Source organism: Staphylococcus sp. HMSC14C01, assembly GCF_001808085.1.
Lineage (GTDB): Bacteria > Bacillota > Bacilli > Staphylococcales > Staphylococcaceae > Staphylococcus > Staphylococcus hominis.
Genome location: NZ_KV792031.1, coordinates 12750 through 33256, shown reverse-complemented (window position 1 = coordinate 33256; position 20507 = coordinate 12750). Strand labels below are relative to the sequence as shown.

Annotated in this window: 22 protein-coding genes, 1 pseudogene and 1 riboswitch; of the genes and pseudogenes, 19 read left to right on the top strand and 4 right to left on the bottom strand. The window is 31.7% G+C overall.

Annotation, left to right across the window (positions count from 1 at the left end; genetic code table 11):
• Nucleotides 1-16: 16 nt before the first annotated feature.
• The 7 genes from atpA to fabZ all read left to right on the top strand — a co-directional run bounded on the left by atpA (nucleotide 17) and on the right by fabZ (nucleotide 6678).
• Nucleotides 17-1525, top strand: coding sequence for a F0F1 ATP synthase subunit alpha (atpA, locus tag HMPREF3131_RS05560; protein WP_017175133.1), 1509 nt, complete (start codon nucleotides 17-19; stop codon nucleotides 1523-1525).
• Nucleotides 1526-1556: 31 nt separating this feature from the next.
• Entirely contained in the window at nucleotides 1557-2423 is an 867-nt protein-coding gene (atpG, locus tag HMPREF3131_RS05555) for an ATP synthase F1 subunit gamma (protein WP_017175134.1), read from the top strand.
• 21 nt (nucleotides 2424-2444) lie between these two features.
• A complete protein-coding gene (atpD, locus tag HMPREF3131_RS05550; protein WP_017175135.1) occupies nucleotides 2445-3857 on the top strand; it encodes a F0F1 ATP synthase subunit beta in 1413 nt (470 codons plus the stop codon).
• Nucleotides 3858-3878: 21 nt separating this feature from the next.
• Complete coding sequence (locus HMPREF3131_RS05545) at nucleotides 3879-4280, top strand: F0F1 ATP synthase subunit epsilon (protein ID WP_002448708.1); 402 nt, start codon at nucleotides 3879-3881, stop codon at nucleotides 4278-4280.
• Nucleotides 4281-4610: 330 nt separating this feature from the next.
• The gene (locus HMPREF3131_RS05540; protein WP_017175136.1) at nucleotides 4611-4841 is read left to right on the top strand and encodes a DUF1146 family protein; all 231 of its coding nucleotides are present in this window, start codon (nucleotides 4611-4613) and stop codon (nucleotides 4839-4841) included.
• A gap of 106 nt (nucleotides 4842-4947) precedes the next feature.
• A complete protein-coding gene (murA, locus tag HMPREF3131_RS05535) occupies nucleotides 4948-6213 on the top strand; it encodes a UDP-N-acetylglucosamine 1-carboxyvinyltransferase (protein ID WP_017175137.1) in 1266 nt (421 codons plus the stop codon).
• A 27-nt stretch (nucleotides 6214-6240) separates the two neighbouring features.
• The gene (fabZ, locus tag HMPREF3131_RS05530) at nucleotides 6241-6678 is read left to right on the top strand and encodes a 3-hydroxyacyl-ACP dehydratase FabZ (protein ID WP_002448673.1); all 438 of its coding nucleotides are present in this window, start codon (nucleotides 6241-6243) and stop codon (nucleotides 6676-6678) included.
• A 49-nt stretch (nucleotides 6679-6727) separates the two neighbouring features.
• On the opposite strand, the gene HMPREF3131_RS05525 is transcribed toward fabZ, so the two are convergent.
• Complete coding sequence (locus HMPREF3131_RS05525) at nucleotides 6728-7168, bottom strand: YwpF-like family protein (RefSeq protein ID WP_017175138.1); 441 nt, start codon at nucleotides 7166-7168, stop codon at nucleotides 6728-6730.
• A gap of 193 nt (nucleotides 7169-7361) precedes the next feature.
• On the opposite strand from HMPREF3131_RS05525, the gene HMPREF3131_RS05520 reads away from it, so the two are divergent.
• The 7 genes from HMPREF3131_RS05520 (at nucleotide 7362) to yidC (ending at nucleotide 13183) form a co-directional block, all read left to right on the top strand.
• On the top strand, nucleotides 7362-7757 hold the full coding sequence (locus tag HMPREF3131_RS05520; RefSeq protein WP_017175139.1) for a single-stranded DNA-binding protein: 396 nt from the start codon (nucleotides 7362-7364) through the stop codon (nucleotides 7755-7757).
• 403 nt (nucleotides 7758-8160) lie between these two features.
• The gene (locus tag HMPREF3131_RS05515; protein ID WP_017175140.1) at nucleotides 8161-8907 is read left to right on the top strand and encodes a transglycosylase family protein; all 747 of its coding nucleotides are present in this window, start codon (nucleotides 8161-8163) and stop codon (nucleotides 8905-8907) included.
• A 212-nt stretch (nucleotides 8908-9119) separates the two neighbouring features.
• Nucleotides 9120-9222, top strand: a riboswitch (TPP riboswitch).
• A 76-nt stretch (nucleotides 9223-9298) separates the two neighbouring features.
• Nucleotides 9299-9988 (top strand): thiaminase II, encoded by a 690-nt coding sequence (gene tenA, locus HMPREF3131_RS05510; protein ID WP_019835613.1) that lies wholly within the window; start codon nucleotides 9299-9301, stop codon nucleotides 9986-9988.
• A complete protein-coding gene (gene thiD / locus HMPREF3131_RS05505) occupies nucleotides 9981-10802 on the top strand; it encodes a bifunctional hydroxymethylpyrimidine kinase/phosphomethylpyrimidine kinase (protein ID WP_017175142.1) in 822 nt (273 codons plus the stop codon). Before tenA ends, thiD begins: the two co-directional genes overlap by 8 nt.
• Entirely contained in the window at nucleotides 10795-11583 is a 789-nt protein-coding gene (thiM, locus tag HMPREF3131_RS05500) for a hydroxyethylthiazole kinase (protein ID WP_017175143.1), read from the top strand. The genes thiD and thiM overlap by 8 nt, the downstream gene beginning before the upstream one ends.
• A gap of 2 nt (nucleotides 11584-11585) precedes the next feature.
• Nucleotides 11586-12224 carry a thiamine phosphate synthase gene (thiE, locus tag HMPREF3131_RS05495; RefSeq protein WP_049382315.1) on the top strand — a complete coding sequence of 213 codons (639 nt, stop codon included), beginning with the start codon at nucleotides 11586-11588 and terminating at the stop codon, nucleotides 12222-12224.
• An 89-nt stretch (nucleotides 12225-12313) separates the two neighbouring features.
• Nucleotides 12314-13183 (top strand): membrane protein insertase YidC, encoded by an 870-nt coding sequence (gene yidC / locus HMPREF3131_RS05490; protein WP_049382316.1) that lies wholly within the window; start codon nucleotides 12314-12316, stop codon nucleotides 13181-13183.
• A 57-nt stretch (nucleotides 13184-13240) separates the two neighbouring features.
• Here yidC and HMPREF3131_RS05485 read toward each other — a convergent pair whose 3' ends face one another.
• Together HMPREF3131_RS05485 and cls are read right to left on the bottom strand one after the other, a co-directional pair.
• Nucleotides 13241-13888 (bottom strand): HD domain-containing protein, encoded by a 648-nt coding sequence (locus HMPREF3131_RS05485; protein ID WP_017174786.1) that lies wholly within the window; start codon nucleotides 13886-13888, stop codon nucleotides 13241-13243.
• A gap of 34 nt (nucleotides 13889-13922) precedes the next feature.
• A pseudogene (gene cls / locus HMPREF3131_RS05480) lies at nucleotides 13923-15407 on the bottom strand (cardiolipin synthase).
• A gap of 162 nt (nucleotides 15408-15569) precedes the next feature.
• Here cls and csoR point away from each other — a divergent pair.
• The 3 genes from csoR (at nucleotide 15570) to HMPREF3131_RS11160 (ending at nucleotide 16338) form a co-directional block, all read left to right on the top strand.
• Entirely contained in the window at nucleotides 15570-15863 is a 294-nt protein-coding gene (gene csoR, locus HMPREF3131_RS05475) for a copper-sensing transcriptional repressor CsoR (RefSeq protein ID WP_002437530.1), read from the top strand.
• 15 nt (nucleotides 15864-15878) lie between these two features.
• On the top strand, nucleotides 15879-16088 hold the full coding sequence (locus HMPREF3131_RS05470; RefSeq protein ID WP_017174788.1) for a putative copper chaperone CsoZ: 210 nt from the start codon (nucleotides 15879-15881) through the stop codon (nucleotides 16086-16088).
• A gap of 112 nt (nucleotides 16089-16200) precedes the next feature.
• A complete protein-coding gene (locus HMPREF3131_RS11160; RefSeq protein WP_002437525.1) occupies nucleotides 16201-16338 on the top strand; it encodes an Lmo0850 family protein in 138 nt (45 codons plus the stop codon).
• Nucleotides 16339-16498: 160 nt separating this feature from the next.
• Here HMPREF3131_RS11160 and HMPREF3131_RS05465 read toward each other — a convergent pair whose 3' ends face one another.
• The gene (locus tag HMPREF3131_RS05465) at nucleotides 16499-17683 is read right to left on the bottom strand and encodes an FtsW/RodA/SpoVE family cell cycle protein (protein ID WP_048787782.1); all 1185 of its coding nucleotides are present in this window, start codon (nucleotides 17681-17683) and stop codon (nucleotides 16499-16501) included.
• 375 nt (nucleotides 17684-18058) lie between these two features.
• Between HMPREF3131_RS05465 and HMPREF3131_RS05460 the strand changes: the two genes are divergently transcribed.
• Together HMPREF3131_RS05460 and murF are read left to right on the top strand one after the other, a co-directional pair.
• Nucleotides 18059-19129 (top strand): D-alanine--D-alanine ligase, encoded by a 1071-nt coding sequence (locus HMPREF3131_RS05460; RefSeq protein ID WP_017174790.1) that lies wholly within the window; start codon nucleotides 18059-18061, stop codon nucleotides 19127-19129.
• Between the two features lie 15 nt (nucleotides 19130-19144).
• Nucleotides 19145-20500 carry a UDP-N-acetylmuramoyl-tripeptide--D-alanyl-D-alanine ligase gene (gene murF, locus HMPREF3131_RS05455; protein WP_017174791.1) on the top strand — a complete coding sequence of 452 codons (1356 nt, stop codon included), beginning with the start codon at nucleotides 19145-19147 and terminating at the stop codon, nucleotides 20498-20500.
• Nucleotides 20501-20507: the final 7 nt, after the last annotated feature.

Here is a 20507-nt window from a genome sequence, read left to right as displayed (position 1 = left end):
AAGAGGAGTGACATAGATGGCCATCAAAGCTGAAGAAATCAGTGCATTACTTCGCTCACAAATTGAAAACTATGAGTCAGAAATGTCTGTTGATGATGTAGGTACCGTCCTTCAAATTGGTGATGGTATTGCATTAATTCACGGATTAAATGATTGTATGGCTGGTGAGCTTGTAGAGTTTTCAAATGGAGTGCTTGGTTTAGCACAAAACCTTGAAGAATCAAATGTGGGTGTCGTAATCTTAGGACCTTATAGTGAAATTAGAGAAGGCGACGAAGTTAAACGTACTGGCCGTATCATGGAAGTGCCAGTAGGTGAAGAACTTATCGGACGTGTTGTAAATCCACTTGGTCAACCAATTGATGGACAAGGTCCTATCAATTCAACTAAGACACGCCCTGTTGAGCAAAAAGCAACAGGTGTTATGGATCGTAAATCAGTTGATGAACCATTACAAACTGGTATTAAAGCGATTGACGCATTAGTACCAATTGGTCGTGGACAACGTGAGTTAATCATTGGTGATAGACAAACAGGTAAAACAACGATTGGTATTGATACAATTTTAAACCAAAAAGGTTTAGATACAATTTGTATTTATGTAGCTATTGGTCAAAAAGATTCAACAGTACGTGCAAACGTTGAAAAATTACGTCAAGCTGGTGCTTTAGACTACACAATTGTTGTATCTGCATCAGCAGCGGAACCAGCACCATTATTATACATTGCCCCTTATTCAGGAGTAACAATGGGTGAAGAGTTCATGTTTAATGGAAAAAATGTACTTGTTGTATATGATGATTTAACTAAACAAGCAGCAGCTTATCGTGAATTATCATTATTATTACGCAGACCTCCAGGTCGTGAAGCATATCCAGGGGACGTCTTCTACTTACACAGTAGATTGTTAGAAAGAGCAGCTAAATTAAGCGATGCATTAGGTGGCGGTTCAATTACAGCTTTACCTATCATTGAAACACAAGCTGGAGATATCTCTGCATATGTTCCAACTAACGTAATTTCAATTACTGACGGACAAATTTTCTTACAATCTGATTTATTCTTCTCAGGTGTACGACCTGCGATCAATGCCGGTCAGTCTGTATCACGTGTTGGTGGTTCAGCACAAATTAAAGCAATGAAAAAAGTTGCCGGTACATTACGTTTAGATTTAGCATCTTATCGTGAGTTAGAATCATTTGCACAATTTGGTTCTGATTTAGACGAATATACTGCTAGAAAATTAGAACGTGGTAAACGTACGGTTGAAGTTTTAAAACAAGATCAAAACAAACCACTTCCTGTTGAAAATCAAGTGTTAATTATTTATGCCTTAACAAAAGGTTATTTAGATGACATTCCTGTAGAAGACATTACACGTTTTGAAGATGAATTAAATAGTTGGTCTAAATCAAATGCTTCAGAATTATTAGGAGAAATCAGAGAAACTGGTAACCTTCCTGATGATGCTAAATTTGAATCAGCTATTAATGAATTTAAGAAAAGTTTTAGCAAGTCTGAATAACTAAACTTTAAATCAAAAAGGTGGTGAGATAATGGCTTCTCTTAAAGAGATAGATAGTCGTATTAAATCGACGAAAAAAATGAAACAGATTACTAAAGCGATGAACATGGTTTCAAGTTCTAAATTACGTCGAGCTGAAAAAAATACTAAGCAATTCGAACCTTATATGGAAAAAATGCAAGATGCGATAACTGCTATTGCAGGCGCAAGTAAAAATTCAAGTCATCCAATGTTAAGACCAAGACACATTCAACGTAGTGGTTACCTGGTTATTACAAGTGACAAAGGATTAGCGGGTGCTTATAGTTCGAATGTGCTTAAACGACTAGTCAATGACATTAAAGAAAAACATACAAATAGTGATGAATATAGCATTATTGTTTTAGGTCAATCCGGTGTTGATTTCCTTAAAAATAGAGGTTATGAAGTTGAAAGTTCACTTGTTGATGTACCTGATCAACCTTCATTTAAATCAATACAAGCTATCGCTAAGCATGCGATTGACTTATTCAGTGAAGAACATATTGATGAACTTAAGATTTATTATAGCCACTATGTTAGTGTTCTTGAAAATAAACCTTCTGTTAAACAAGTTCTACCATTATCTCAAGAAGATTCTAGTCAAGGCCAAGGTCAAATGTCGTCATATGAATTTGAACCAGATAAAGACTCAATCTTAAGAGTTATTCTTCCACAATACGTTGAAAGTTTAATCTATGGAACGATTCTTGATGCTAAGGCTAGTGAACATGCAGCACGTATGACTGCAATGAAAAATGCATCTGATAATGCAACTGAACTTATTGATGACTTATCATTACAATATAATAGAGCGAGACAAGCTGAAATCACTCAACAAATTACAGAAATTGTTGGTGGTTCTGCCGCACTTGAATAATATTTTAAAGGAGGAAACAACATGGGTAATGGCCGTGTAACTCAGGTTATGGGTCCTGTAATTGATGTTCGATTCGAACATAATGAAGTCCCTGAAATTAATAATGCCCTAATTATTGAAGTCCCTAAAAATGATGGCACATTCAAATTAACATTAGAAGTTGCATTGCAATTAGGTGATGATGTTGTTCGTACTATTGCAATGGATTCAACTGATGGTGTTCAACGTGGTATGCAAGTTGTGAATACTGGTAAAGATATTAGTGTTCCTGTAGGTGAAGAAACACTTGGACGTGTGTTTAACGTTTTAGGAGAAACAATAGATTTAAATGAAAAAATAGATAGTTCTGTTAGACGTGATCCAATTCATCGTCGTCAACCTAATTTTGATGAATTGTCTACTGAAGTAGAAATCCTTGAAACAGGTATCAAAGTTGTAGACTTATTAGCACCTTATATTAAGGGTGGTAAGATTGGTTTATTCGGTGGTGCCGGTGTAGGTAAAACTGTATTAATTCAAGAATTAATCAATAATATCGCTCAAGAACATGGTGGTATTTCTGTATTCGCTGGTGTAGGTGAACGTACTCGTGAAGGTAACGACTTATACTATGAAATGAGCGATAGTGGCGTTATCAATAAAACTGCCATGGTATTTGGACAAATGAATGAGCCACCAGGTGCGCGTATGCGTGTTGCTTTATCTGCATTGACAATGGCTGAATATTTCCGTGATGAACAAGGTCAAGATGTACTTTTATTCATTGACAATATTTTCCGCTTTACTCAAGCTGGTTCTGAAGTTTCAGCATTATTAGGACGTATGCCTTCAGCTGTAGGTTATCAACCAACATTAGCAACTGAAATGGGTCAATTACAAGAACGTATTACATCTACTAATAAAGGTTCAGTCACTTCAATTCAAGCAGTATTCGTTCCTGCCGATGACTATACTGACCCAGCACCAGCAACTGCGTTCGCGCATTTAGATGCAACAACAAACTTAGAACGTAAATTAACTGAAATGGGTATTTATCCTGCGGTAGACCCATTAGCTTCAACTTCTAGAGCTTTAGAACCATCTATTGTTGGACAAGAACATTATGAAGTTGCACGTGAAGTTCAATCTACATTACAAAAATACAGAGAATTACAAGATATCATTGCAATTTTAGGTATGGATGAATTATCTGAAGAAGATAAATTAACAGTAGAACGCGCGCGTAGAATTCAATTCTTCTTATCACAAAACTTCCATGTGGCTGAACAATTTACTGGTCAAAAAGGTTCTTATGTTCCAGTTAAAACAACTGTAGCGGACTTTAAAGATATCTTAAATGGTAAATATGATCATATTCCTGAGGATGCGTTCCGTTTAGTTGGAAGTATGGATGATGTTATTGCTAAAGCTAAAGATATGGGTGTTGAAGTTTAAACTAATTAGGAGGTAAAGATAATGAACACAGTAAATCTTGATATTGTCACTCCTAATGGTTCAGTCTACGAAAAAGATGATGTTGAACTCGTTGTATTTCAAACTACTGCGGGCGAAATAGGTATCATGAGTGGACATATTCCGACAGTTGCCGCATTAAAGATAGGCCATATTAAAGTTAAGTTTAAGAATGGTACTGAGTATATAGCTGTTAGTGGTGGCTTTGTTGAAATTAGACAACATAAAGTATCTGTCATTGTTCAAACAGCTGAAACAGCTAGTGAGATTGATGTAGAAAGAGCTAAGTTGGCTCGTCAAAGAGCTCAGTCTCATTTAGATGAAGAGGATAACAGTGACATTAACCGAGCTAAACGCGCATTAGCTAGAGCGGAAAACCGTCTGCGTGTAGCTGAATTAAAATAATGATTAAATTAAAATAATGATTAAATTAAATGATGTGGGATAATATTTATGATGAATATATTATCTCAATTTAGTGAGAATGGTTAATGAAAAAGTAACAGATATTAAAATATTATTGGTTTAGTTAATTATTCTTAATATATTAAAAGAGTTTGAGACATTTAATGGTGTTTCAAGCTCTTTTTTTATTGTAAATAAAAGAACTTAGAATGATAATAACTTTAAATTTTTATTTTAGTTACTTTTATTAAATATCGTAACGTTCTTATGTATCATTATTAACTTTTTTAATGTACAATATATTACAGAAATCTTTAAGGAGAGAAAAGAATGGAATATGTTGGGCAATTTGCAATAATACATCTATTTTTACATGTAATATGTATATGTATTGCGTACTGGGCATTACATTCTCTCAGATTAGATCAATTTTTTAAAAAAGGATATTCAACACAACTGCAAGTGTGTATGATTTTCTTAGCAATTTTAATGGGTACTGCAGTAAGTAACTTTATCGTGGATTTATTACAGTATTCTACACAAATTAAATATTTATTTTAAAAAATGAATTTCTACTAATTAACTAAAAATGTAGATATACTAATTAAATAAGTAATTCAAAATGGGAAATGTTATAAGAAATAGGAGTTTAATGTGGAGGATTAATATGGATAAGATAATTATAAATGGAGGCAATCGCCTTACTGGTGAAGTTCAAGTAGAAGGAGCTAAAAATGCTGTATTACCTGTCCTTACAGCATCGTTATTAGCGTCTGAAGGACAAAGTAAATTAACCAATGTGCCAGATTTAAGTGATGTTGTTACTATCAATAATGTTTTATCTACTTTAAATGCTAAAGTGGATTATGATAAAGAAAACGGATCAGTTACAGTTGATGCTTCTGCTACACTAAATGAAGAAGCGCCTTATGAATATGTGAGTAAAATGAGAGCAAGTGTGTTAGTAATGGGACCTTTATTAGCACGTTTAGGTCATGCAATCGTTGCATTACCAGGTGGCTGTGCAATTGGTGCTCGTCCAATTGAACAACATATCAAAGGTTTTGAAGCCTTAGGTGCAGAAATTCATTTAGAAAACGGAAATATATACGCAAGCACTAAAGAGGGATTGAAAGGTGCAAATATTCATCTAGATTTTCCAAGTGTAGGTGCAACTCAAAATATTATAATGGGTGCTTCTTTAGCACAAGGAAAAACAGTTATCGAAAATGTAGCTAAAGAACCTGAAATTGTAGATTTAGCTAATTATATCAATGAAATGGGTGGTAACGTTGTTGGTGCTGGTACAGATACCATTACTATCCATGGTGTTGAAAAATTAACGGGCGTTGAACATGCAATTATACCTGATCGTATTGAAGCAGGTACACTTATTATCGCAGCAGCAATTACAAGAGGAGATGTTTTTGTAAAAGGTGCTGTTAAAGAACATATGACAAGTTTAATTTATAAATTAGAAGAAATGGGAGTTAACCTCGATTTTAATGAGGAAGGTGTACATGTTACTACAAATGGTGAACTTCAACCTGTAGATATTAAAACACTGCCTCATCCAGGTTTCCCTACAGATATGCAATCACAAATGATGGCATTATTATTAACAGCTGAAGGCCATAAAGTGGTAACTGAAACAGTATTTGAAAATAGATTTATGCATGTTGCAGAATTTAGAAGAATGAATGCTAATATTAATGTAGAAGGTAGAAGTGCTAAAATAGAAGGTAAAAGTCAACTACAAGGTGCTCAAGTAAAAGCTACGGATTTAAGAGCAGCCGCAGCTCTTATTTTGGCTGGTTTAGTGGCAGAAGGTACAACTCAAGTGACAGAACTTAAACACTTAGATCGTGGTTATGTTAATTTCCATGAGAAGTTAAAATCACTTGGTGCAGATATCAAAAGAGTCGATGACTAATTTTTAAATAGATTTGAGGTAATAGTTATGGAAACAATTTTTGATTATAATGAAATAAAAAAAATCATTCCTCATAGACAACCTTTTTTACTTATTGATCGTATTGTTGAATATGAAGAAGGAAAGCGTTGTGTAGGTTTAAAACAAGTTTCAGGAAACGAACCGTTTTTCCAAGGACATTTTCCTGATTATGCAGTTATGCCTGGTGTTCTCATTACAGAAGCTTTGGCACAAACTGGAGCGGTAGCTATGTTAAATAGTGAAGAAAATAAAGGTAAAATTGCATTATTTGCTGGGATTGATAAATGTAGATTTAAAAAACAAGTGACACCTGGTGATACTTTAATGTTAGAAGTTGAAATTACAAAAATTAAAGGTCCTATTGGAAAAGGTACAGCAAAAGCTACTGTTGATGGACAACTTGCTTGTAGTTGTGAACTTACTTTTGCTATTCAAGATGCGTAATTAAAATAAGAGTAGTAGCGAAATCATTCATTTCGTTACTACTCTATTTTTATCTTTCAAATTTTTCTTCTTTTAATTTCGGTTTAGATTGCATCATTCTGTTAAATGTAATTTTTAATTCTTCTCCAGATAATCCTTCATCAATAAGTTGTTCTAATAGTGTTTCTGCGTATACCTGACGGTGTGTATAAATATGACACTCGAAAATAATTGATATTTTCCTTTCAAATAGAGAGATATGTTTTATTGTTGCATCAAACAATGCTGGATCGTTAGAAGGTCTAGTAATCACTACTCTGATATCTAATACTGTTTGTGATTCATAAAATTTTTGCATGATATCATAATGTGTATCTGAAATTACAATTTCTAGGAGCCAACCTGTACCACTATTCTCTTTATTTATAATAACACCATCATAAAGTTCAAATTCTGAAATCCTGTTATCATCGCTTACTATTTGGAATCGAACTGCTTTAAAAGTCTTCATAACATGTCTCCCATACTCTTAAACATTTTTAAATTATATGATTATTGTTTTTTTGTTAAATAAGTCGTCTCATATCTTAATATTTTTCTTAAATATATCAGATATTAATACTAAAAAGGGAAGAAATCTAAAAAAATAGCTTTTTGACGTTATATTCAATTCTATTTAATATAACGATATAAGGAGGTGACACATGTTAAATAAGATAGTAATCGTTGGTCGTATGACTAAAGATGCAAAAATTTATGATAATGAGGAGGTGAAAATCGCAACGTTTAGTGTGGCTACTGAACGTAATTATAAAGATGAAAATGATGAAATAGCGTGTGATTATATATTTTGTAAAGCATTTGGTAAGATGGCCAGCAACATTGAAAAATATACTTCTCAAGGATCTTTAGTAGGTATTACTGGCCAAATGCGTTCTCGTAAATATGAAAAGGAAAAACAAACTCACTTTGTCACAGAATTATATGTTGAAACAATTAAATTTATGTCCCCTAAATTAAATAATGAAAAACTCTCAGATAGCTCACTAAATACAGACACTTATCCATTTGATAATCTCGAATTAATGAATATAAAATAAAACTCTCTATTTTTAATACTCCAAACCTTTCCAATTAATATAAAATAAGTCTTTCAATTATACTCAAATATACTCAAGAGGTCGGTATAAATATTCCGACCTCTTTAACTATGTATAAGACATTAGATACAACTCATTCATTGAATGATAAAAAAGACAGTGTATTTTTCTGAAATATTACAAAGTAATTACAGTTGGTTCTTTTATTATATATCTAATAAACACTGCCATTAAAGTGTTTATAGTATATATATAAGAAAAATTATTTACAAATCTATGTAATTTTAATGTAAAATAAGTATATTTTTTTTATTTCACTGTAACCTGCTAAGCTTTTTTAGATGTTAGAGTAGTATCCGTAAAATATTTAAGAAAACAAATGACTTAGGAGGATTATACTATTATGAAAAAGACAATTATTGCATCTTCATTAGCAGTAGGCTTAGGATTAGTAGCAGGAAACGTAAGTCATGCTGATGCAAGTGAAAATCAAATTAATAAAGAAAAATTAGCTCAATTAGCGGAATCTAACGATCAATCATTAAATCAACATCCTATTCAAGAAGGAGCTTATAATTACCAATTTAATTTAAATGGTAAAACTTATCATTTTTGGTCAGATGGAACATATTTTAAATGGGAATATTATCCATCAAACGGTTCAACTGTAAATAGTGCTAATCAAAATGTAGCTTCAACTCAATCAGCACAAAATGTATCTTTCCAAAATAATAATTATAATCATATAAATCAATCAGCTTCAACTTCAAATGTAAGTCAACACTATGCAAATGAAGCTCAAACACAACAAGCACCAAAAACAACACAAACTAAACAAGCAACTCAAACACAACAAGCACCTGCTAATGCAACTACAAATCAACCTAAACAATCAACAAGTGGTTCATCTGTAAATGTAAATAGTCATTTACAACAAATCGCTCAACGCGAATCAGGTGGAGATATTCATGCCATCAACCCTTCTTCTGGTGCAGCAGGTAAATATCAATTCTTACAATCTACTTGGGATTCAGTAGCACCAGCACAATATAAAGGTGTATCACCAGCACAAGCACCTGAAAGTGTTCAAGATGCTGCGGCAGTAAAACTTTATAATACTGCAGGTCCATCTCAATGGGTTACAGCGTAAAACTTAATAAATAATTTACTAGTGCCTGAGACAATATGAGTTGTCTTAGGCATTTTTATATATATTGATAGTAATGACTGAATTTAGAAAGATTTCTGTACTATTCTTTATTTATTATATTTATAATAATAGTTGTATGAATTAAACTTATTTCAATGAATATCTTTTTTATTTGAATTATAACAATGGTTTTGTTATGGTTAAATTAAACTAAAGACTACTAGGGGAGCCATGGAACATGGCTGAGATGAAGCATTCAGACCCTTATAACCTGATTTGGTTAATGCCAACGTAGGAAAGTAGTAATACATATTCATTCATTCTATTTTTTTGAATATTGACTACATTTCTACGTTGAAATGTAGTTTTTTTATTTAAGGAGGAATAGTTAATGAGTTTTTCAGATGAATTAAAGCAAGCGTCAAAGCCAATTATTGAAGAGATTTATAATGATGGTTTTATTCAAGATTTATTAAAGGGAAAATTATCAAAACAAGCAGTACGCCAATACTTACGTGCTGATGCTTCTTATTTAAAAGAATTTACTAATTTATATGCTTTACTTATTCCTAAAGCACCTACTATGAAAGAAGTGAAATTCTTAGTAGAGCAAATTGAATTTATGTTAGACGGCGAAGTAGAAGCCCATGAAATTTTAGCGGACTATATTAATGAACCTTATGAAGAAATTGTAAAAGAAAAAGTGTGGCCACCTAGTGGAGATCATTACATTAAACATATGTATTATCATGCTTATACACACGAAAATGCTGCATACACTATAGCTGCAATGGCACCATGTCCTTACGTATATGAAGTGGTTGCTAAATGGGGATTAGAAGATTCAAATCTTAATAGAGATGCACTTACTGCTAAGTGGTTTGATTTTTATAGCACTGAAATGGCACCTTTAATTGAAGTATTTGACCGTTTGTTAAATGAACTTACAGAACATTGTACCGAACAGGAAAAAAGAGAAATTAAAGAAGCATTTTTACAAAGTACTGTACATGAACGTCACTTCTTTAATATGGCATACATTGATGAAGAATGGGATTTTGGAGGAGCAAATCATGAATAAACCTAAGATTGCGTTAACAATTGCTGGTACTGACCCTTCTGGTGGCGCAGGAGTTATGGCAGATTTAAAATCATTCCATGCTTGTGGCGTATATGGAATGGCTGCTATTACAAGTATTGTGGCTCAAAATACTAAAGGAGTTCAACATATCCATAATCTAGAAACTAGTTGGGTTAAAGAACAATTAGATAGCGTATTTGATGATGAATTACCTCACGCAATTAAGACTGGAATGATTGCTACACATGAAACGATGGAACTGATTCAAACGTATTTAAAAAATCATAGCAATATTCCCTATGTTATCGATCCAGTTATGCTAGCAAAAAGTGGTGATTCCTTAATGGATGATGAAACAAAAAAACATCTTCAGAAAACGCTCTTACCATTAGCGGATGTCGTTACTCCTAACATTCCAGAAGCTGAAGAAATTACTGGCTTGAAAATTGATACTGAAGATAATATTCGTAAAGCAGGTCATATATTTATAAATGAAATAGGAAGTAAAGGTGTAGTAATTAAAGGCGGTCATTCTGCTGATTTAAATAATGCTAAAGACTTTTTATTTACTAAAGATGATGTCTATACTTTTGAAGAGAAGCGATTTAATACGCCACATACTCATGGTACAGGTTGCACATTTTCAGCTGTTATCACAGCCGAACTAGCTAAAGGTAAAACAATTTATGAAGCTGTAAAAAAAGCTAAAAAATTTATTTCATTAAGTATTGAACATACACCTGAAATCGGTCAAGGACGCGGCCCGGTAAACCATTTTGCTTATATGAAGAAAGTAGGTTTAGACGATGAATAGTTTAGAAAAGATAAGACAAGAGAATCCACTAGTAGTCTGTTATACCAATGATGTGGTTAAAAACTTCACTGCGAATGGACTCTTGAGTATTGGTGCAAGTCCAGCAATGAGTGAAGCTCCAGAAGAAGCAGAAGAGTTCTATAAAGTAGCAGGGGCACTACTTATAAATATTGGAACATTAACTAAAGCAAATGAGAAAGATATTTTAGAAATTGGAAAAATTGCTAATCAACAAGGTACACCCATTGTATTTGATCCAGTTGCTGTAGGCGCATCAACATATCGTAAACAATTCTGTGAAACTTTTCTTTCTGAAATAAATGTTTCTGTGATTAAAGGAAATGCATCTGAAATTCTTACTTTAGTAGATTCAAATACTACAATGAAAGGCACTGATGGGGAAACAGACTTAGATGTAGTGACAATTGCTAAAAAAGCTTATGAAAAATATCAAACAGCAATTGTTATTACAGGTAGAGAAGATGTTATTATTCAAGATAATCAAATTGTCAAACTATCAAATGGTTCTCCATTACTGGCAAAAATCACAGGCGCTGGTTGTTTATTAGGCGGTTTAGTTGCTGGATTTTTATTTAGAAATACACATCCATCATTACAAGTATTAGAAGAATCAGTAAGTTATTATAATATCGCCGCAGAGATTGCTGAAAAAAGTGAAAAGGTTAATGGACCTGGAACATTCTTATCTCAATTACTTGATGAAATGTATCAACTTAACTATGATACTTATAAACAATTTGTAAAACGTGAAGAGGTTTAAATATGTTTGATTCAAAAAGTTTACAAGTTTATTTTATATGTGGAACACAAGACATCATCGGTGATCAAAACATTAAAGATGTTTTAAAAGCAGCATTAGAATCAGGAATTACTTTATTTCAATTTCGTGAAAAAGGACCAAATGCTTTAGTAGGGGATGAAAAAGAAGCCTTAGCTAAGGAATTGAAAACACTTTGCCATGAGTATAAAGTACCTTTTCTCATTAATGATGATGTGGATTTAGCTGAAAAGATTGATGCAGATGGTATACATGTAGGTCAAGATGACGAAATAATTGCTTCTTTTGCTAATCGTTTTAAAAATAAAATTATAGGATTAAGTGTAGGAAACGTAAAGGAATATCAACAATCAGATTTAGAACACGTAGATTATATAGGCGTAGGTCCAATGTATAAGACATCTTCAAAATCTGATGCAAGTGCCCCTGTAGGCCCTGAAATGATTTCAACATTAAAAAATATTAATCCAAGCTTACCTATGGTTGCTATAGGTGGTATTACTGAAGATAATTGTGAGCCTATAGCTAAAGAAGGCGCTGATGGTGTGTCAGTTATTTCGGTCATTACACATAGTCAAAATATTGACAAGACTGTTAATAAATTAAAGCACTATTTCAAATAAATATCTCTTTTTTTTCAGTTTTTGTTTTCTAGTACACCCTATCTATGATAAAATTATTTCTATGTGAATATATCAATAGAGGTGTAAAAATGAAGAAGAAAGTGCTACTACCTTTGTTATTAGGGGTAATGGTCTTTTTAGCTGGATGTGACTATTCCAAATCTAGTAATAGAAATGGATTTTTCTACAATACATTCGTTGAACCAATGGCTAAAATTCTACATTGGTTAGGCCATTCTGTTTTTCATGATGATTATGGTATTGCAATCATCGTTTTAGTATTAGTTATTCGTATTATCTTATTGCCTTTCATGCTATCAAACTATAAAAATAGTCATATGATGCGTGAAAAAATGAAAATTGCTAAACCTGAAGTAGAAGGTGTACAAGAAAAAGTGAAACGTGCACGTACTCAAGAAGAAAAAATGGCAGCTAATCAGGAAATGATGGAAGTTTATAAAAAATATGACATCAATCCTATGAAGAGTGCTTTAGGTTGTTTACCTGTTTTAATTCAAATGCCTATCGTTATGGGATTATATTTCGTATTGCGTTATCGTATTGGTGGCGGTATTACAGAACATCCACATTTCTTATGGTTTAATTTAGTACATCCTGATATTTGGATTACTATTATTGCCGGTGTGTTATACTTTATCCAAGCATGGGTGTCAAGTAAACAAATGCCTGAAGAACAACGTCAAATGACTTATATGATGATGATCGTTTCACCTATTATGATTATTTGGATTTCATTAAGTTCAGCTTCGGCACTAGGTTTATATTGGTCTGTCAGTGCGGCATTCTTAATTATTCAAACATTCTTTGCAAATAAACATTATGAAAAAGTTGCAAAACAAGAAATTGGACCTATGGTTGAGGCACATAAAGAAAATAATTCAAATAAAAAAGGTAAAAATACGCAAGTCGTTTCTAAAAATAATAAGAAGAAAAAATAATATAAGTATAATACGATAAAAAAGTAGGAAAAGATCATCTATCTTTTCCTACTTTTTTTATTCTTCTAAGTGCCACTCGCTATAAAATTGAGATAAAAATAGTTTCATAAATTGATGACGTTCTTCAGCTAGTTGAGATCCTGTTTGTGTGTGCATTAATTTTTTTAATTTTAATAACTTATCATAGAAGTGTCTAATAGCAGAAGGAGGTAAATCAACCATATCTTTTTCTGAAGGAATTGAGTGATAGGGAGATTCTGTCCACATTGGCTCATTGAAATGTCCAGAAAATTGAAACGTTCTTGCGATACCTATAGCACCAATTGCATCTAAGCGATCAGCATCTCTAACGATTTGTCCTTCGATTGGAAGTGTAACATCGTTATTTCTACCATTTCGATAACTCAAATGTTTGATAATAAAAATAATATTCTTTTGAACAGTATCATCCAATTCTATTTTTTTAAAAAATTGATGTAATTCGCTTAAAGCATGGTGTTTATCAGTCAATTTATCATCTATGACGTCATGCAATAGAGCTGACAATACTATTGTAAGAAAATCGCCTTGATGTTCTTGTTTGGCAATATATTTAGCTAATAATGTGACACGTTCAATATGTGCAATATCATGTCCAGAGTAATCATTTTTATGAAATTGGTACATATATTCTTTAGCTAATAATATTTGTTCTGCTTGATTCATAAACTACTCCTTTAAAAACATGTATTGAATGAGTTTAAAGAATTGGTGATAATAATTGAGATATGCCTTCTTTAAACTTAATCCAAGTACTACGTTGATTATATAATTCTTTAGTCAACTCATATGAGACCTTCATATCTTTAATAAATGCTTTTTTAAGTTGAAGAGAAATATCTTCGTCATAAATGAACGCATTCACTTCGAAATTTAATGTAAAACTACGATTATCCATATTTGCTGTACCTACAGTAGCGATTTCATCATCGACAATGAGTGTTTTTGAATGTAGAAATCCATTATTATATTGATAAATTTTAACACCTGCGTCTAATAAAGAAGCGGCATTTTTTAATGTAGCCCAATAAACAAAAGGATGATCGGGTTTACAAGGAATCATTAAATTAACTTCAACTCCACCTAAAGCGGCAATTTTTATGGCATCAATAAAAGCTTGATCAGGAATAAAATAAGGTGATTGAATATAAATAGAATGTTTTGCTGACATAATCATTTTTAAATAGCCATATTTAATTTGTTCCCAGTCTTCATCAGGACCACTTGAAGCGATTTGAACACCAATCTCGCCGCCTGAATCTACATCAGGAAAATATCTATCTTCATATCTGATATTGTCACGTGTTGATTGTGAATTCCAATCTAAGATGAATCTTAATTCTAATGCATTGACAGAATCACCTTCAAGTCTTAAATGAGTATCTCTCCAATAACCAAATTTTTTATCTTTACCAAGGTATTCATCACCAACATTAAAACCCCCAACATAGCCAATCTTGCCATCTATAATTACAATTTTTCTATGATTACGGTTATTCATTCTTAAATTGATTAAGGGCAATTTGGAAGGGAAGAAGGCTTCTGCGTGTCCACCTTTGTCTTTAAACTGTTTCAAATCTTTCTTGCGTAATGTTCTTGAACCCATATCATCATATAACATTTTAACTTCTATACCATCTTCAAGTCTGTCTTCGAGTGCCTTTAAAATACGACGTCAAAGACCATCACTTTTGAAAATATAGTATTGAATATGTATATAATCTTTAGCATTCTGAATATCTTCAATTAATGCGTCAAATTTAGCATGACCATCTGTAAAGATTTTTATACTGTTATCAGTAGTTAAGAATGCAACATTATTATAGAGTAACATGTGCACCATTTCTTTAAACTTAACAATTTGATGATTACCTTTAGAAAAATCATCTTTTTCAAGCGCATTTAATTGCTCATCAACTATCATAGCTAAACCTTTACGATCTTCTTTTTTTAATTTAAAAATATTTTTGCGTTGTATTTGACGCCCTAATAATAGATATAAAATAAATCCTACTATCGGTAGAAATACAAGAACTAAAAGCCACGCCCAAATTGAACCTGCACTACGACGTTCCATGAAGATAATGATAAATGCGAAAATCAAGTTTAATATAAAGGCAGTGATTAATATGATGTTAATAATTAAAGAAGAATATGAGAAAGATAATTGCACGATCTCTACCATATTAATTGAACCTCCTAAATCGTTTAAAATTAATGTACTAACAAATATTGTACCATGCACTATAATAAATGGTATGATTAATTTTTAAAATAAAAATGTATAATTGACGTAATAAAGAGGAGATTATACGATGATATAGAAGCTATTGAAAGGGTGAATTAGTTGGAAAATCAAAATCATGCCCATCATTCTGAGCAAGTTAAATTAAATTTAAAATCTCGATTAAATCGAATAGAAGGACAAGTTAAAGCAATTAATAGAATGATTGATGAAGACGTCTACTGTGATGATGTATTAACTCAGATAAGAGCAACACGTTCAGCACTTAATAGTGTTGCTACTAAGTTACTAGAACATCACATGAAAAGTTGTATTATGGAAAAAATAAATCAAGGTACTGAAGAAGAAGCAATGGAAGAACTACTAGTGACATTTCAAAAACTAGTGAAAGATTAGTTAGGAGATTGTAATATGTTAAACCGTAATATTGTATTTATAGATAACATTGAAACAAAGGAACAAGCACAAATGTTAAATGAACGTTTGTTAAATATGATTGGAGTACATACGGTATCAATCGATATAGAAAGAAATATGGTTAATGTTGAATATGAAACACCTACTAATTTAAATAGTATTGAAAAAGAAATTTATGACGCTGGATTTAAAGTACTTTCATAATAAAAAGCTTTAGTGTAACTTAAATAATTTAAAATAATTTTCAAATATGGTAGTAAAGCATGACTAATTAGGGTAGTATATCAGTGAAGGTCAAAAAACGAGGTGAGATACCATGAACAAATCAGATAAGTTACAAAATGTAGTCAAATTATTATCATCTTTAGGCGTCAATATCAAAAAAACAAAATCTCGTTTCGACATTATTAATACTTTGCCTACCACAAAAACCGTTACTCAAGAACTTAAATAATATGTGATTGAAAAAAGTCTGAGACATTATTAGTTGTCTCAGACTTTTTTATATGTTGGAGATACATTATCGAAGTGGAACGATAATGTCAAAATGAGTTTTGTCTCATTCTCTTTTATACTATTTTCATGTTATTAACTGAATTAAAATATATTTATTACTAAGCATCTTTGGACGCTGGCTTTTGATGGTAATAAATAGAAAGTATAACACCAATACCTAGCATTAAACTCCATAATGCGCTACCACCATAACTAATAAACGGTAGTGGTATACCTGTAATAGGTAAAAGTTGGATTGTCATACCAATATTTTGCAAAATATGGAAGACGAGTAAAGAAATATAACCAATTAAAAATACCTTATTAAATGATGAAGTTGTTTTTATGGCTAAACGGATAAGATGGAAAATTAAAGCTAGGAATATAAGAAGTAATATCACTGCTCCAATAAATCCAATTTCTTCTCCAATGACAGAAAAAATAAAATCGGTATGGTTTTCTGGAATGTATACTTCTCCGTGATTATAACCTTTACCAAATAATTGACCGGATCCTATAGCTTTTAACGATTCCGTTAAATGGTAGCCATCTCCATTACTATAAGCATAAGGATTTAACCATGAATTGATTCGACCCATTTGGTACATTTTGATATGTAACGTTTTCTCAATCAGAGAGGGTTTATATATAATGGCTAAAATAATGCTACTTCCTAATACTGCTACAGTAATAAAGATAGGAGCAAGAATGCGCCATGTAATACTACTCACTAGCATGATTCCAACAATAATGGCACACAGAACCAATGTAGTTCCTAAATCATTCTGAAGTAAAATTAATATCATAGGTACCAGGGATATGCCAATGATTTTAAAAAATAAGATTAAATCAGTACGAAAAGATTTATTAAATGTAAATCGATTATGATTAGAAACGATTTTAGCCAATGCAAGTATCAAAATAATCTTCATAAATTCTGAAGGTTGAATACTAATTGGACCAAAAGCATACCAACTTTTAGCGCCATTAATAATAGGCGTAATAGGTGTTTCAGGAATGATTAATAAACCTAGTAGTAAGATACAAAAGAAGATATACCATATATATGTATTATTTTTTATTTTTTTGGGAGAAAAAATCATCACAATAAGTGCTAGTATTGCTCCTAAAATATAATAGATAATTTGACGAATACCAAAATTGGCACTATATTGGCCGCCACCCATAGCAGAACTGATTGTAGTCACACTAATGATGGCTAAAATCATTATTAATGCTATAAGTATCCAGTCAATTTTTCGAAGCCAATGTGTTGTAGGCTGTTGACGGGATGAATATTTCATAAAAAACTCCTTAAATTCTATGGAATAGTATATATAGATTTTACATGACTTTATATGATTATGCTACAAAATATAGAAGATGATATAAAGTCGAAGCAGTTTAATCTAAAAAATAACAATTAACATGAATGGACTATTCTTTAAGAAATATACATATTTTTATTTATTGGTAAATGCAAAAAACACTGATACTGTGATAATATGGACATTTAGAAAGAATAATTTAAATTACATATCGTTAATGAAAAGTATAATTAACAATTTAAACTTAATACATTATAGTATTATAATTATGATGAGAGAAACAAAAGCGTAATTAAACTTCAATTTATAAATGGCTTTTGTCATTATTTTTCTCGATGGAGGATATAAAACATGGTAAAAGAAAATATTTGTATCGTATATGGTGGTAAAAGTGCTGAGCATGATGTATCAATTTTAACAGCACAAAATGTATTAAATGCGATTAATAAAGACAAGTATCTTGTAGATATTATATATATTACAAATGATGGTCAATGGAAGAAAAAAGAAAATATTACAAAAAATATTAAAACTGTTGAAGAATTACATTTAGAAGACATAAGTCCTGGAGAAATTACATTACTTTTAAAAGAAAATGGGGAAGGAAGTAAATATGATGCTATTTTCCCATTATTACATGGACCAAATGGTGAAGATGGTACCATTCAAGGTTTATTTGAAGTGCTAGATTTACCATATGTAGGAAATGGTGTATTAGCTGCATCAAGTTCGATGGATAAATTAGTAATGAAACAATTGTTTGAACATCGCGGTTTACCACAACTACCTTATATTAGTTTTTTAAGAAGTGAATATGAAAAATATGAAGGTAATATTATTAAACTCGTTAATGATAAATTAACATACCCAGTATTTGTAAAACCTGCTAACCTTGGATCTAGTGTGGGTATTAGTAAATGTAATAATGAAGATGAACTTAAAAAAGGGATTGAAGAAGCATTTCAATTTGATCGTAAGTTAGTGATTGAACAAGGTATTATTGCACGTGAAGTGGAAGTCGCAGTTTTAGGTAATGATTATCCTGAAACAACATGGCCTGGAGAAGTAATTAAAGATGTTCAATTTTATGACTATAAGTCAAAATATAAAGACGGTAAAATCAGTTTACAAATTCCAGCAGATTTAGATGAAGAGGTTCAAATGACGTTACGTAATATGGCATTAGAAGCATTTAAAGCTACAGATTGTTCTGGATTAGTACGTGCCGATTTCTTTGTGACGGAAGATAATCAAATCTACATTAATGAAACAAATGCGATGCCTGGTTTTACAGCATTTAGCATGTATCCAAGTTTATGGGAAAATATGGGATTATCATACTCTGATTTAATCACTAAACTAATTGATTTAGCTAAAGAACGTTACGAAGATAAAAAGAAAAATAAATATACTATCGATTAAGCGAGGAGCCTAAGTATGATTGAAGTTTCTTTAAAACAAATTCAAAAATGGATATCTTGCGATATTGATGAAGCATATTTAGAACATCAAATTAAAGGAGTCACTATCGATTCTCGTCATGTAGAAAAAGAGATGTTATTTGTTCCATTTAAAGGTGAAAATGTAGACGGTCATCGTTTTGTAGAACAAGCACTAAAAGATGGTGCTGGTGCTTCATTTTATGAAAAAGGACAGGATATTAGCGATTCAATTCAAGGACCTATTATATGGGTAGATGATACATTAACTGCTTTACAACAATTAGCTAAAGCGTACTTAAAGCATGTTAATCCAAAAGTAATTGGAGTGACCGGCTCTAATGGTAAAACCACAACAAAAGATATGATTGAAAGTGTGTTACATACCGAATTTAGAGTCAAAAAAACACAAGGTAACTATAACAATGAAATTGGTTTACCTTTAACCATTCTTCAATTAGACAAAGACACAGAAATTTCTATTTTGGAAATGGGTATGTCAGGATTCCATGAAATTGAATTGTTATCTAAAATTGCGGAACCTGATATTGCGGTTATCACAAATATTGGTGAATCTCACATGCAAGATTTAGGTTCTAGAGAAGGTATTGCTAAAGCCAAATCTGAAATTACTATTGGTCTTAAATCTGATGGCACATTTATATATGATGGAGATGAACCACTTCTAAAACCGCATGTTGAAAATGTGAAAGATGCTAAACTTGTTAGTGTTGGTTTAAATCATGACAATACATTAGTATGTAAAGTGGAAAATAGTAAAAATGATGGTATAGCATTTACGATAAATAACAAGGAACATTATGAATTACCAATTTTAGGTATTCACAACATGAAAAATGCTACTATCGCTATTGCAATTGGACATGAACTTGGTTTAGATTACGACACAATTCAAAAGAATATAAGTAATGTACAACTCACAGGTATGCGTATGGAACGACATGTTACTAATAATCAAATTACGGTTATTAATGATGCTTACAATGCAAGTCCAACAAGTATGAAAGCTGCTATTGATACATTAAGTAATATGAATGGACGTAAAATCATTGTACTCGCTGATTCTTTAGAATTAGGTGAAAATAGTCAACGTATGCATGAAGATGTAGGTGCTTATTTGGACAATAAAGGTATTCATACGTTACTTACTTACGGTAATGATGCTAAGTTTATAAGTCGTACAGGTGGCCAGTTTGTGGAAGATGTAGCTTATTTTTCAGATAAAAATGAACTGACTCATTATTTAAAGTCTATTTTACAACCTGATGACAAAGTGTTAATTAAAGGGTCACGTGGTAATAAACTTGAAGAAGTAGTAAATGCTTTAATTTAATTATTAA